Genomic DNA, 11,517 nt, shown 5'->3' on the forward strand with positions numbered 1-11,517 from the left:
CACCACCCTTTCCGGGTCAGCCCACTCGGGGGGATCCGAAGGAGAACTGTTCCTGCCTGCCCGGGGCGGTGACGTGGGCGGAGCCTATGGCGCGGTCGAACTCGAAGGGGTTGTTGTCGGGCACGCTGCTGGTGCCGCAGAACGCCGTCTGGCCGTTCTGGAGCTGGATGTCGGTGCACCGGGCGTCCCCGGGGAGGGGATCCAGCGCGGCGGTCAGGGTTTCGACCGTCAGCGGGGAGCCCGTACCGTTGAAAACCTCCGTCTGGGCCTGCTTCCAGCCGGCGCCCACCCCCCAGATGCAGGCCCGGCCCGAGAGCCCGGGGATGACGAGGCTGGAGACCCAGCTACCACAAGTCGGGTCGGCCGCGGCCGCGGCCGCGGGGCTGCTCGTACCGGCCAGGTCCGGTGCCATCATCACCGCCACCGCGATCACGGCCCAGGACATGCCCCTCGCCGATCTGTTACTCATTCTCCTCGTCCTTTCGTGGGCGCAGCCTGATCGCTGCGGTTGAGGTCGATCCCAGGCACCGTTCAGCCCACCCAGGGGGACTCGACGGTCATCCGTTCCTCCAGCTCCGGGTCCGAGACCGTCACGTACCCCCTGGCCTGGTCGAACTGGAAGGGGTTGTTGTCGGCCGCACTGCGCGTGGGGCAGAAGCCGCTCTGCCCGCGATCGAGCCGGATGTTGAAGCACCGGGCTCCTTGGAGGTCCAGCGGATCCAGGTAGGCGAACATGTCCGAGACCAGCAAGGAGGAACCCGAGCCGTTGAAGACCTCCGTCTGGGCCGACTTCCAGCCGGCGCCCACCCCCCAGATGCAGGTCCGTGCCCTGGCACCCGGGAACAGCCCGCTGTTGTGCCAGACCCCGCAGGCCGGGTCGGCGGCGGCCGCACCGCTCGTCCCGGCCAGGCCCGGCGCCATCACCACCGCTGCCCCGGCCGTCGCCGCTGCGATCAGGGCCCGGGACAGAGCCCTCGCGACCTTGTTCCGCCGCCCACCATTTTGTCGCTCTGAGTAATTGCTCGATGACAGCATGGATTCATGCTGTGCGTGCGAGGAAGGGACGGGCAACGTTCGGTCCACTCAGCGGACCGGGGAGCCGGCCTACTGCAAAGGCCAAACCCCAGTGGCGCTCAACCAGCGAGGAGCCGTGCTCGCGGACCACATTCCGGCCGCACCCCGGGCGCCCTCATCGCCGGTCGGCATTTGAGGCAGGCGCATCAGCAGGCCGTCGCAGTGGCAGGGCGAGCCGCACCGGTGGCAGTGGTAGTCGCCCGCCACTGAAGCCTGTTCCCAGTATCGGCGGACGGTGGTCACCGGCTCCCAGCCGGCGGCCTTCAGCACGCCGTCGCCGCACGCCGGATGGTCGCGCAGCCACACCATCGCGTACGCCTCGGCGCACCGCCCCCTCAGCCAGGCCGTGCGCTGGGCGGCAAGGACGGTGCCGAGACCGCGACGGCGCATCGACGGCACCACGGCCATGGCGCTCAGGATGCCGACCCGGCGCCCGCCGGCGGACGGCGGCGCGGGGGAGAGGGTCCCGTCCGGCATCGGGGCGATGAACGCGCGATATCCCTCGTCGTCGACCACCTGAGCCAGGGCCGCCCCCACCGGCGTCATCGACCCCTGCGGGAAGGCCGCCAGGAACTGCACCCTCTCGTCGTCGCGCATGTGCCGCAGGAGCCAGCCGACGGTGAGCACGCCATGGCCGAGAGCGGCGTTGACGACGGCGGCCGCGGCCGCCACCCCCCGCTCGTCGCCGGGATGAAGCCGGGCGACGAACCACGCGGGATCCGTCATCGGCGAAGGAATGCGAGTCACGTTCCTCGTTATATCCGGCCGCCGTTCTCGAATTCAGGTGAACGGAATTCACGTATCTCCAACATAGTACTATGATTAGAGTGGTTTGGATTCTGATGACGGAGAGATGCGATGCGGCAGAACCCGGCACGACGGGCGGCACTCCTCGACGCGGCCATCGAGGTGCTGGCCCGTGAGGGAGCGCGCGGGCTGACCTTCCGTGCCGTGGACGTCGAGGCGCAGGTGCCCAACGGCACGGCCTCCAACTACTTCAACAACCGCGACGACCTGCTCACCCAGGTCGGTCACCGCTTCTACGAACGGCTGGAGCCCGAGGCGGGGATAATGGCCGCCGCGCTGGAAGGGCCGCGCGACCGCGACCGGGTCACCGAGCTCATGCATGACCTGGTGGAGCGCGTCAGCCACTTCCGCTCCGGCTTCCTGGCCCTGCTGGAGCTCCGGCTGGAGGCCACCCGCCGCCCGGAGCTGCGCCGCCTGCTCACCGAGCGCATCCGCGCCGACGTCGACGCCAACATCAGCTACCACACGCAGTCCGGCCTGCCCGGTGACGCGACCACGGTGGTCCTGCTCTACCTCGCGCTGAACTGGCTGATCCTGGAACGGCTCACGCTGCCCGACGTCTTTCCCGAGAGCCAGATCCACGACCTGGTCACCGACGTGGTCGAACGCGTCCTGCCGGGCCCCGGGCGTTAGCACCGCGGGCCGGCTCGATCTGGAGATCCTGGCAGACTGAGACCGGCGGGCCCGGCCGATCAGGCACTGAACGGCAGGACCCGGTCATTCCGGGCAGCGGACCCGATGGCGAGGAGGACCGGTGCGTTACGTGCTGATGTTGTGCAGCGACGTGTCCGACGAGACGGTCGCCGGCCAGGATCCGGACATGGTCGGGTGCGGCGGCTGGACCGAGGAGATGGAGCGCCGCGGGATCCTGCGGGGCGCGACGGGACTGCGGCCCAGCAGCGACGCGACCACGTTGCGCGTACGGCGTGAGGAGGTGCTGCTGACCGATGGGCCGTTCGCCGAGACCAAGGATCAGATCGGCGGGTTCAGCGTGATCGACTGCGCCGACCTCGACGAGGCCATCGAGCTGGCCGCCGCCCATCCGTGGGCGCGCGTGGGACAGATCGAGATCAGGCCGGTCTGGCAACCGTGACGGACCAGGTCACCGCGGCGGTCGCGACCGCGTTCCGGGCGGAGTGGGGGCAGGTCGTCGCCACGCTCATCCGGATGACCGGCGACTGGGACCTGGCCGAGGAGTGCGCGCAGGACGCGTTCGCCGCCGCGCTGGAACGCTGGCCGCGCGACGGGGTGCCACAGCGGCCGGGCGCGTGGCTGACCACGACGGCCCGCAACCGCGCGCTCGACCGGCTGCGCCGCGAGGCCGTCGGGACCGAGAAGCTGCGGCAACTGGCGGTGCTCGACGCCCCGGACGGCGAGGAGAGTGGCGAGGAGAGCGGGGTGGGCGATGACCGGCTGCGGTTGATGTTCACCTGCTGCCATCCCGCGCTCGGCCTGGAGGCGCAGGTCGCGCTGACGCTGAGGACGCTGGCGGGGCTGACGACGGCCGAGATCGCACGGGCGTTCCTGGTCACGGAGCAGACGATGTCCAGGCGCCTGGTCAGGGCCAAGACGAAGATCCGCAACGCGGGCATCCCCTACCGGGTACCGCCCGCCCACCTGCTGCCCGAGCGCACGACGGCCGTGCTGGGCGTGCTGTACCTGCTGTTCAACGAGGGCTACGCGGCGAGCGAGGGCGCCGACCTGGTACGGCGGAGCCTGTGCGGTGAGGCCATCCGCCTGGCCAGGGTTCTGGCGGCGCTGATGCCCGGCGAGCCGGAGATACGGGGGCTGCTGGCGCTGATGCTGCTGCACGACGCCCGGCGGGCCACCCGGGTGGACGCCTCCGGCGTGCTGGTGACCCTCGAACACCAGGATCGCGCCCGCTGGGACACCGGCGAGATCGCGGAGGGCGCCGAGATCCTGGAGCGGGCGCTGCTCGAGGGCCGTCCCGGCGGGTACCAGGTGCAGGCGGCCATCGCGGCCTGCCACGCGACCGCGGCCAAGGCCGCCGACACCGACTGGGCGCAGATCGTCGCCCTGTACGACCGGCTCGCGCTGCTGGTCCCCTCACCGGTGGTACAACTCAACCGGGCGGTGGCCGTGGGCATGGCCGAGGGACCACCGGCCGGGCTGGCGCTGGTAGACGCCTTGACGGACTCGGGCGAACTGGACGGCTACCACCTGCTGCCGGCGACGCGCGCCGACCTGCTGCGCCGCATGGAGCGCGACGGCGAGGCGGCCGACGCCTACCGGCAGGCGCTCGCCCTGGCCGCCAACGACTCCGAACGCCGCTACCTGGCCGGACGGCTCGCCGAGGTCACGTGAGGCAGGTTCCTGGAACTCTTCGTCGCCTGGGCGAAAGGCCGGTAGGTGTCGGTTTCGGCCCATCCCGTTCGTCGGTGCAGCGAGATGACCGGCAACGGAAAGAAGAAGCCTCATGCACACCGTGCTCTCAGCCGACGGCACCCGCATCGCCTACGACCGGTCGGGCAGCGGCCCGGCACTGGTCTACGTGACCGGGGCGCTCTGCGACCGCTCGACGGATAAGCCGCTGGCCGCGCTGCTGGCGCCGTACTTCACCGTCCTCACCTATGACCGCCGCGGCCGGGGAGACAGCGGCGACACGGCGCCGTACCAGGTCGAACGCGAGGTGGAGGACCTGGCCGCGGTCATCGCCGAGGCCGGCGGGTCCGCATCGGTGTACGGCATGTCCTCGGGCGCGGCGCTGGCGCTGCACGCGGCGGCCCAGGGGGTGGCGATCACCAGGCTGGCGCTGTTCGAGCCGCCCTACAGCCCCGACGACGAGGAGCGGCTGACACAGGCCCGCGCCTATGCGGCCAGGCTGGGCGAGCTGCTGACGGCGGGGCGGCGTGGGGACGCGGTCGAGCTGTTCATGACGACGGTGGGGCTGCCGGCGGAGCTGATCGGCCAGATGCGGGGCGCGCCGATGTGGCCCGCGCTGGAGGCGCTGGCGCCCACCCTCGCCTACGACGCCGCCGTCATGGGGAACAGCGCGCTGCCCGCCGAACTGGTGGCCCAGGTGGGGGTGCCCGCCCTGGTGGCCGACGGCGGCGCGAGCCCGGCGTGGCTGCGCGACACGGCGCGGCGCCTGGCCGGCGCGCTTCCGCAGGGGCGGCATCGCACGCTGGCGGGCCAGACGCACGACGTGGACCCGCAGGCGCTGGCCCCGGTCCTGCGGGAGTTCCTCAGCGATCCCGCACCGGCTCGGCCGCCATCGGCCGTGAAGATCAGGTAGCGGTTCCCGTACCAGACCGCCGATCCGGTGCCGGAACAACGTATTGTCGCCTGATGTCCCACGACAGCCGCGGCCTGGGCCACCTCCTCGACGGGATGGACCGATGATCACTGCCAGAGAGCTCAACCGGGCCACGCTGGCCAGGCAACTCCTGCTCCAGCGGCATGCGATGCCCGCCTTACAGGCGGTGGAGCAGTTGGTCGGGTTGCAGGCGCAGGCGCCGTTCCCGCCGTACTTCGGGCTCTGGTCGCGTCTTGAGGGGTTCCGGCCCGAGGAGCTGGCGGAGCTGCTGACCGGGCGTGAGGCGGTCAGGATCGTGCTCATGCGCGGCACCGTCCACCTGGTCAGCGCCGCCGACTGCCTGACGTTGCGGGCGCTGACGCAGCCGCAGCTCACCAAATACCTGCACAGCGCGTACGGCGCGCAGCTCCTGAGCCTGGACCTGGCGGCGGTCGTCGAGGCGGGCCGCGCGGCGCTGACCGATGGACCACTGACCGCGGCCAAGCTCGGAACGCTGCTGGCCGGGCGCTTCCCCGGCACGGCCGCGGCCGACCTGGCGCAGATCATGCGCATCCTGACGCCGCTGGTGCAGGTGCCGCCCAGGGCGGTGTGGGGCAAGGCGGGGCAGACCGCGTACGCGACCGCCGAGTCGTGGCTGGGCCGCGAGCTGCACCCGTCGCCGTCGCTGGAGGACCTGGTGGTGCGCTACCTGGCCGCCTTCGGGCCCGCCACCGTGGCCGACGTACAGGCGTGGTCGGGGCTGACCGGGCTGCGTGAGGTGGTCCAACGGCTGCGCCCGCGGCTGGTGGAGCTGGACAGGGGGCTGTTCGACCTGCCGGACGCGCCACGGCCCGGCCCGGACGTGGACGCGCCGGTGCGGCTGCTGGCGCCGTTCGACAACGTGCTGCTCAGCCATGCCGACCGGACCCGGATCATCTCCGACGAACACCGCAAACGGGTCATCACCATCAACGGACAGGTGCTCGGGACGGTCCTGGTCGACGGGTTCGTGCAGGGGGTGTGGAAGCGGGACAAGCGGGTGGTGAGCGTCGAGATGTTCGGGCCGGTGTCGCCGGGTCGGGCTCGGGAGATCAGGGATGAGGCGGCCCGGCTGCTCGCCTTCGCCGAACCGGGCAAGGACGGCGAAGTCACAGGGATCTGATGGCGGTTTTCCGCAGTGCAGGTTGAGGGCTTTCCGCAATGTGCCGTCGAGGCGCGGTGCCTAGCGTTGACGCGTGCTCTTGAACACCCTCGCGGCGCTCTGCCTGGCCATACTCCCCGCGCCTGGCGGCCCCGCTCTTACCCCGACGACGATCGACGGATATATCGCCCAATACCGTGAAGCGACCGGACTGCCGGGTGTGGCAGTGGCGGTCACCAAGGGAAAGGAAGTCATTCACGCCGCAGGCTACGGCCGGACCGCGACAGGCGACCCGGTGACCGCCGACACCCCCATGGCGCTCGCGTCGGCCAGCAAGTCCTTCACCTCACTGGCCGTCCTGCAACTGGTGGAGAAAGGCCAGGTCGAGCTGGACAAACCGGTGCACGGTTACCTGCCCGAGTTCCAGCTGGCCGATCCCCGGGCGGCCGGCATCACCGTGCGCCAGCTCCTCAACCAGACCTCGGGCATGGCCGACTCGGCCTTCCGCGAGAAGAGCCTGCCGCAGCCTGACTCGCTCCAGGGTGCGGTGACCCGCCTCAGAGACGCGCGCCTCGCCGCCTAAGGCAGGCCGCAGGCGAGGTCGCGTTCCAGGGTGCGGGCGTAGGCCTCGACGGTGGCGACGATGTCGACGGCGCCGGGGTCGAGCAGCCACTGGGTCTGCAGGCCGTCGAGCGTGGCGATGATTTCGATGGCCTTGGCCATCGGGTCGGCGTCCCGGCGGGCGAGGCCGGCGGCCTGGGCGGAGCGGATGTTGTCGGCGACGATGGCGCGCATCGAGCGATAGCGGTCGACGAAGTGCTCATGGCCCGGCGAGCCCGGTTCGAGGCTTTCGGCCACCAGGACGGTGAACAGTTTGGCCAGTCCGGCCCGCTGCTTGTTTCGGCGCGCGAACTCCGGCAGGGCCCGTAGCCGCCCGGAGGGTTCCATGCCGAGCAGTTCCAGCGCGAAGGCCTCGCTGTCCAGGTCGCGCCGCTCGATCACCGCCAGCAGCAGGCCCGCCTTGTTGCCGAAGTGGTGCAGGAGCCCGGGTTCGGTGATGCCGGCCCGGGCTGCCACGTCGGCGAGCGAGGTGCCGCGGTAACCGCTGCGGGCGAACATCTCGCCGGCCGCCGTGATGATCTCTTCTCGCCGCTGGCGAGATCGTTCTTGCCTGCCAGGTACTTGCCTGCTGGGGGTCACGATGTTAAATCTAACTCATTCACTTACCGAGTACTCAGTAAGTGAACCACCCTCGGACGAGTAGCGAGGTGCGACGATGTCGCCGAGCCCACACCGCATCCGGCCCTTACTGATCCTCGCTTTCGCCTTGCTGGCCGGGCTCTGCACCGGTTCGCCGGCCCAGGGCGCGCAGCGGGAGCCGGTCATCCTGGTTCACGGCTGGAACGGATCCCCCACCGAGTTCGCCCAGATGCAGACGGCATTGGAGCAAGCCGGCTATCCGACGTACGCGATCGACCTGCCCGGCGAGGAGAACGTCGCCAACGCCCAAGCCATCAGCGCCCTCGTGGAACAGGCGCGGCAAGAGCACGACGGCAGCAAGGTCAGCATCGTCGGGCACAGCATGGGCGGGCTGTCGGCGCGCCACTACCTGAAATTCCTCGGCGGCGCCGGCAAGACGCTCAGCTACATCTCGATGGGCACCGGGCAGCTCGGCTACTGGCCGGCATGCCTGCTACCGGCCGGGCAGGGCGGGCAGATGTGCCCCAGCAACAGTTTCATCACCCAGCTCAACAGCGGCGACCCCACGCCGGATCCGGTCAGGTACACGTTGCTGGCGAGCTCGCTGGACGACACGCGTAACGACGTCATCGCCGGTGTGTGGTGCAGGGCCGAGTTCGCCGGTGTGGCGCATGCCGACGAGCCGTCGTCACCGGTGTTCATCGACGCCGTCCTCAGCGCCCTTGACGGGCGATGCCCGGCCTGAGCGGAGGAGAAAGGGGATCGCCGATCGCACGTGCGGCCTACTACTGTCGCGCGGATGAGAAGTGATCCTCTGCCGTTGCTGTGGCTGTGCGGGCCGTCAGGTGTCGGGAAGTCCTCGGCCGGCTGGGAGCTGTTCGCGCGGCTGAGCCGAAGCGGCATCAAGGCGGCCTTCCTCGACGCCGACCAGATCAGCCTGTGTCATCCCCTCCCGGAGAGTGGCACCCATCGGCTCCGGGCCCGGAGCCTCGCCGCGATCTGGCCCCACTTCCGGGAGGAAGGGGCGCAGTGCATGGTGCTGTCGGGTTTTGTCGACACCGCCGAGGAGGTGGGTGAGTACACCGACCTCCTCCCGGACGCCGCGTTGACCGTGTGCCGGCTGCGCGTGGACACCGCTGAGCTCAAGGAACGCTTCATCGCCCGAGGGTGGCGTCCGGACCTGGTGGCGGAGGCCGTCGCCGAGGCGGAGCTGCTGGACCTCAGCGACTTCGCCGACATCTGCCTGGATACCGACGGGCTTACCGTGTCCGAGGTGGCCCGGATGGTCCGTGAGCGAGCCGGTGGGTGGCCGCGTACCGGCCCCGCCGCGACGCCTGGCGGCTCCGCGTCCCGCCCAGCGGCGCCACCCGCTTGCGGCCCGGTCCCTGTGCTGTGGTTCTCCGGCGCTGGTGCGGTCGGGAAGTCGACTGTCGGGTATGAGGTCTTCACGCAGATCATCCAGAGCGGCATACGAGCTGCTTATGTCGATCTGAAGCAGATCGGCGCGCTGTGGCCCGCCGCGGACGACGACCCGGACGGCCACCGCCTCAAGGCGCGCAACCTCGCGGCCCTGTGGGCCGGATACGGCGCGGCCGGGGCCCGGTGCCTGATCGTCTCCGGGCACGCCGACCGGGATGACACCGTCCGCGGTTACGCCGACCTGCTTGCCGGAACGGCGCTGACGGTGTGCCGCCTGCACGCCGGGCCCGCCACGCTGGCCGAGCGCGTCGCGCGGCGCGGCCAGGGAGGCGGGCCGGCGATACCGGGGGACGAGCTGAAGGGGCTGGACTCCGGCGCCCTGCACCGCGCCGCCGAACGCGCCGCAGGGGAGGCCGCGGCGCTCGACCGCGTCAAGGCGGGTGACCTGTGCGTGGACACCGACGGCCGGTCGGTGCGAGAGGTGGCCGGACAAGTGCGGGCCCTCCTCGGCGACTGGCCGAACCGCACGATCCCGTTCCCTACCGCTTGACACCGCGACACTCTTTGGGATAGTTGTGCTATCCAACACTAGATAGTGCAACTACCCAATAGGGAGTCTGTCGTGGAACCGATCATCGTGCTGTTGGTGGTCCTGCTGGGATTGCGGGCGCTGGGGGCGTTCGGGGTCGGCCGGTTCGCCTCGTGGCCGGTCAGTGCGGCGCACGCGCTGGCCGTCATGCTCTTCATGACGGCCAGCGCGCACTTCGTCCCGGACAGCGTCACGGTCATGCCCAGCCATGGGGATCTCGTACGCATGGTGCCGCCCTTCGTGCCCTTCGCCGACGCGATGGTCTACCTGACCGGCGTGCTGGAGCTCATGGGCGCGGTGGGGCTGGTCATCACCGGGACGCGCCGACCGGCCGGGATGGCGCTGGCCGCGCTCTTCGTGCTCCTGCTGCCGGCCAACATCTACGCCGCGGTCGCCGACGTGCCGTTCAACGGCGGCCAGGCGTCGCCTTTGTGGCTGCGGGTGCCCGAGCAGGTCCTGTACATCGCCGTCGCGCTCTGGGCGATCCGCCCGGCGCCGCGGCCGGAGCCGGCCTTGGCCGGGGCTACGGCACGCCGTAGGTGATGTCGTACTTGGCGGCGATGGGGTTGAGTTTGACCGGGTCGAGCCGGCCGCCCGTGGTGATGTGCGGCCTGGCCTCGATCAGGTCCTCGATGAAACACTCCCAGCCGCCCGGCGAGGAGATCTGGATGACCCGCGGGGGAGGGGTGGACCCGCAGCGCAGCGCGTGCGGGACCCCGTGAGGCAGCAGGACGAACTGGCCCTTGCCCACCTTCTCCGTCCGGTCGTCGAACTCGACGACGAGCTCCCCGTCGAGTACGTAGATGCCTTCGTCTGCCTTGTGGTGGATGTGGCGGGGAATGTCCTGAGCCACCACCATTTCGAGGAGCGACAGCCTGCCGCCGGTGTCGACGCCGCGGGTCTTGGCGGCGAACGCGGGCGGGACCTTGATGCGCCCCGGGCGCACTTCGCCGCGCTGGAGAAGGTAGAAGCGCTCTTTGTCGCCGTTCTCCGCCGCCGGCCCGGCCTCGGCCACGTCCTCTTCCCAGCCGCCCGGCGAGGACAGGTGCAGCGCGTGGACCGGAACCTCCGACAGGGTGCGCATCGCGTGGGTGACGCCGCGCGGCAGCAGCGCGCACATGCCCGCGGTCAGGCGGTGCGTCCGGCCGTCGAAGTCGATGCCCAGCTCCCCGTCCAGGACGAAGACGAGCTCGTCGAAGGAGTCGTGGACATGCGACGGGAGGTCATGCCGGCCCCGGTTCTCGACGAGGGAGAACCGGCCCTCGGTGTCGGCGGCTCCGGCCTTGAGCGTCGTCGGCGGCGGCATGGGAAGGCGTGACTCTCCGGCGTTCAGGAGGATGAAGCGATCCTTGGACATGCGGTAGCCTTTCATAGATGGATACGGATTCGGAATCCGATTCCGTTTAGAGTCTAGACAGAGGACCGCGAGGGATGTCAAAACCCACCACCCGCAAACCCCGTACCGACGCCGAACGCAACCGCGGCCGGGTGCTGGAGGTGGCCTGCGCGCTGTTCGCCGAACGGGGGGATGAGGTGCAGATGGCGGAGGTGGCCAAGGCGGCCGGGGTCGGCGTGGGCACCGTCTACCGACATTTCCCGACACGTCAAGCGTTGATTGAGGCGGTGACGGAGCAGCGGTTCGCCGAGATCCTGGCCTACGCCCGGACCGCATGCCTGCCCAACCCCGACACGCGGCAGGCCCTGACCTGCTTCCTGGCCCGCATCGGCGAGGTGCACGACGAGGGCCGCGGGGTCTCCAGCGCGATCGAGGCGGCCCTGGGCTCGACCGAGCCGCGCGGCGAGGTGGGCGCCGACCTCCTCGCCCTCGGCGAGACCCTGCTGGACCGAGGCCGGGCCGACGGCACCTTCCGCGCCGACGTCAAGGTCGCGGACCTCTACATGATCGCCGGAGCGGTGGCCGCGATCAGCCGCGACGCCATCGGCGACTGGCGGCGCTTCATCGACATCGCCCTGGACGGCCTACGCCCACGATGACCCATCGCCCCGTTTCGGATCCACAGCACAAAGCAC

15 protein-coding genes are annotated in these 11,517 nt (G+C 70.6%); 10 read left to right on the forward strand and 5 right to left on the reverse strand.

The features are described 5' to 3' along the window. Window positions 1-16 precede the first annotated feature (16 nt). From AB0F17_RS00080 to AB0F17_RS00090, 3 genes are all read right to left on the reverse strand, one after another. A complete protein-coding gene (locus AB0F17_RS00080) occupies window positions 17-469 on the reverse strand; it encodes a hypothetical protein (RefSeq protein ID WP_358013737.1) in 453 nt (150 codons plus the stop codon). A gap of 62 nt (window positions 470-531) precedes the next feature. After that, entirely contained in the window at window positions 532-924 is a 393-nt protein-coding gene (locus tag AB0F17_RS00085) for a hypothetical protein (protein ID WP_358013739.1), read from the reverse strand. A 180-nt stretch (window positions 925-1,104) separates the two neighbouring features. Beyond that, complete coding sequence (locus tag AB0F17_RS00090) at window positions 1,105-1,821, reverse strand: GNAT family N-acetyltransferase (RefSeq protein WP_358013741.1); 717 nt, start codon at window positions 1,819-1,821, stop codon at window positions 1,105-1,107. A 111-nt stretch (window positions 1,822-1,932) separates the two neighbouring features. Here AB0F17_RS00090 and AB0F17_RS00095 point away from each other — a divergent pair, with 111 nt between their 5' ends. The 6 genes from AB0F17_RS00095 to AB0F17_RS00120 all read left to right on the forward strand — a co-directional run bounded on the left by AB0F17_RS00095 (window position 1,933) and on the right by AB0F17_RS00120 (window position 6,861). After that, a complete protein-coding gene (locus AB0F17_RS00095) occupies window positions 1,933-2,514 on the forward strand; it encodes a TetR family transcriptional regulator (protein ID WP_358013743.1) in 582 nt (193 codons plus the stop codon). Between the two features lie 121 nt (window positions 2,515-2,635). Continuing rightward, window positions 2,636-2,974, forward strand: a complete 339-nt coding sequence (locus AB0F17_RS00100; protein WP_358013745.1) for a YciI family protein — start codon at window positions 2,636-2,638, stop codon at window positions 2,972-2,974. Continuing rightward, a complete protein-coding gene (locus AB0F17_RS00105; RefSeq protein WP_358013747.1) occupies window positions 2,971-4,206 on the forward strand; it encodes an RNA polymerase sigma factor in 1,236 nt (411 codons plus the stop codon). Before AB0F17_RS00100 ends, AB0F17_RS00105 begins: the two co-directional genes overlap by 4 nt. 112 nt (window positions 4,207-4,318) lie before the next feature. After that, window positions 4,319-5,137, forward strand: a complete 819-nt coding sequence (locus AB0F17_RS00110; protein ID WP_358013749.1) for an alpha/beta hydrolase — start codon at window positions 4,319-4,321, stop codon at window positions 5,135-5,137. 103 nt (window positions 5,138-5,240) lie between these two features. Continuing rightward, window positions 5,241-6,299, forward strand: a complete 1,059-nt coding sequence (locus AB0F17_RS00115) for a winged helix DNA-binding domain-containing protein (RefSeq protein WP_358013751.1) — start codon at window positions 5,241-5,243, stop codon at window positions 6,297-6,299. 73 nt (window positions 6,300-6,372) lie between these two features. Beyond that, window positions 6,373-6,861, forward strand: coding sequence for a serine hydrolase domain-containing protein (locus AB0F17_RS00120; RefSeq protein WP_358013753.1), 489 nt, complete (start codon window positions 6,373-6,375; stop codon window positions 6,859-6,861). Here AB0F17_RS00120 and AB0F17_RS00125 read toward each other — a convergent pair. Continuing rightward, entirely contained in the window at window positions 6,858-7,478 is a 621-nt protein-coding gene (locus AB0F17_RS00125) for a TetR/AcrR family transcriptional regulator (RefSeq protein WP_358013755.1), read from the reverse strand. The two genes, AB0F17_RS00120 and AB0F17_RS00125, sit on opposite strands and share 4 nt — an antisense overlap. 76 nt (window positions 7,479-7,554) lie before the next feature. On the opposite strand from AB0F17_RS00125, the gene AB0F17_RS00130 reads away from it, so the two are divergent. From AB0F17_RS00130 to AB0F17_RS00140, 3 genes are all read left to right on the forward strand, one after another. Beyond that, window positions 7,555-8,223 carry an alpha/beta fold hydrolase gene (locus tag AB0F17_RS00130; RefSeq protein WP_358013757.1) on the forward strand — a complete coding sequence of 223 codons (669 nt, stop codon included), beginning with the start codon at window positions 7,555-7,557 and terminating at the stop codon, window positions 8,221-8,223. A gap of 54 nt (window positions 8,224-8,277) precedes the next feature. Continuing rightward, on the forward strand, window positions 8,278-9,447 hold the full coding sequence (locus AB0F17_RS00135; protein ID WP_358013759.1) for a hypothetical protein: 1,170 nt from the start codon (window positions 8,278-8,280) through the stop codon (window positions 9,445-9,447). Between the two features lie 72 nt (window positions 9,448-9,519). Next, window positions 9,520-10,029, forward strand: coding sequence for a hypothetical protein (locus tag AB0F17_RS00140; protein WP_358013761.1), 510 nt, complete (start codon window positions 9,520-9,522; stop codon window positions 10,027-10,029). Here the strand turns inward: AB0F17_RS00140 and AB0F17_RS00145 are convergent. After that, window positions 10,010-10,843 (reverse strand): cupin domain-containing protein, encoded by an 834-nt coding sequence (locus AB0F17_RS00145; RefSeq protein WP_358013763.1) that lies wholly within the window; start codon window positions 10,841-10,843, stop codon window positions 10,010-10,012. The genes AB0F17_RS00140 and AB0F17_RS00145 overlap by 20 nt on opposite strands. A gap of 74 nt (window positions 10,844-10,917) precedes the next feature. On the opposite strand from AB0F17_RS00145, the gene AB0F17_RS00150 reads away from it, so the two are divergent. Continuing rightward, window positions 10,918-11,481, forward strand: a complete 564-nt coding sequence (locus tag AB0F17_RS00150) for a helix-turn-helix domain-containing protein (protein WP_358013765.1) — start codon at window positions 10,918-10,920, stop codon at window positions 11,479-11,481. Window positions 11,482-11,517: the final 36 nt, after the last annotated feature.

Origin of the sequence: Nonomuraea sp. NPDC026600 (genome assembly GCF_040638335.1) — a bacterium.
Taxonomy (GTDB): domain Bacteria; phylum Actinomycetota; class Actinomycetes; order Streptosporangiales; family Streptosporangiaceae; genus Nonomuraea.